This window comes from Pseudokineococcus marinus, assembly GCF_013004605.1.
Lineage (GTDB): Bacteria > Actinomycetota > Actinomycetes > Actinomycetales > Quadrisphaeraceae > Pseudokineococcus > Pseudokineococcus marinus.
In genome coordinates this window covers 1-1,081 of sequence record NZ_JABEMA010000561.1, presented here as the reverse complement: position 1 = coordinate 1,081, position 1,081 = coordinate 1, and the positions used below count along the sequence as shown (strand labels likewise).

Here is a 1,081-nt window from a genome sequence, read left to right as displayed (position 1 = left end):
GTCCGCGCCGGCAGCGCTGGCGGGCCCGGTGGGTGCCGCTCGCGCGGCTGCGGCGCTGACCTGGGCGACGGGGCGGCGACCCCCACGGGGGCGCCACGACGCCCGGGCCCGCCAGCACGCCGGGGCGACGTGACGGCAGGGCGTCGCTGTCCTCCCGTACCCGGCCGTCGTGCGGCTCGAGCTGGAGGTCCGCACTCGGCTCCCCGGCGTCTCCCCGCAGCCCTCTGGTGACGACGTCGCCCGGGCGCCGCAGCGGAGACGGCACGCGCCGTGGCGGCACGTCGGTGGCCCGGTCGGGGAAGGGCGCGCGCGAGGGCTCAGGGATCACCACGACGTGAGGGCCGAGCGGACCTCTCGGTCCTCCCGGCCCTCACGGCTGCATGCGTGCGGTCAGCGGCCGCCCTCGTCGCGGCGCTTCTGCCACCGCTCCTCCATGCGCTCCATGAAGGAGCCGGAGGAACCGGGTGCGCCCTTGCCGCCGCGGCCGGTGCGGCCCGGCCGACGCGCGGTTCGGCCGTCGCCCTGGACCACGCCGACGGGCCCCGGCGCCGGCGCACGGCGCGGGCTCGAGACGGCGTAGGCGGCGCCGGCCAGCATGAGGACGAAGGCGACGACCCCGACCAGCACCTGCTGGGAGGCCACGCCCACGACGAGGAGGAGCAGACCCACGACGATGCCCGCGCCGCCGAGCAGCAGGCGGCCGGCCGAACCGCCGCGGCGGGAGGAGCCCTTCATCGCCGAGGCGAACTTCGGATCGTCGTTGAGGAGCTGCTGCTCCATCTGCGAGAGCAGGCGCTGCTCGTGCTCGGACAGCGGCACAGGACCTCCCCGGTGTGGCGGCGCGACCGCCACCAGCGGCGCGTCCGTGCACCAGAGTATGTCGCCGTCCGCGCGCTGGAAAGCCGGGTCTACCACGTCCTCCGGACGGCGTGGTCGAGCGCCGCGCGGCGAGTCGTCGGCAGGTCCGCCCGGACCGTCCCCGAGCGCCCGCGCAGGCCCGTCGGGGCCTCGTCCGCCCCCTCCCCGGTCCTGCCCGGGCGGGACGGGGGCGGGTCAGCGCGGGCGCTCGGGGACGGTCCGG

At 78.1% G+C, this 1,081-nt stretch carries 1 protein-coding gene; it reads right to left on the bottom strand.

The genetic code is table 11. The features are described 5' to 3' along the window. Nucleotides 1-390: 390 nt before the first annotated feature. A complete protein-coding gene (locus tag HLB09_RS17490) occupies nucleotides 391-819 on the bottom strand; it encodes a DUF3040 domain-containing protein (RefSeq protein WP_171204544.1) in 429 nt (142 codons plus the stop codon). Between the last annotated feature and the right edge of the window lie 262 nt (nucleotides 820-1,081).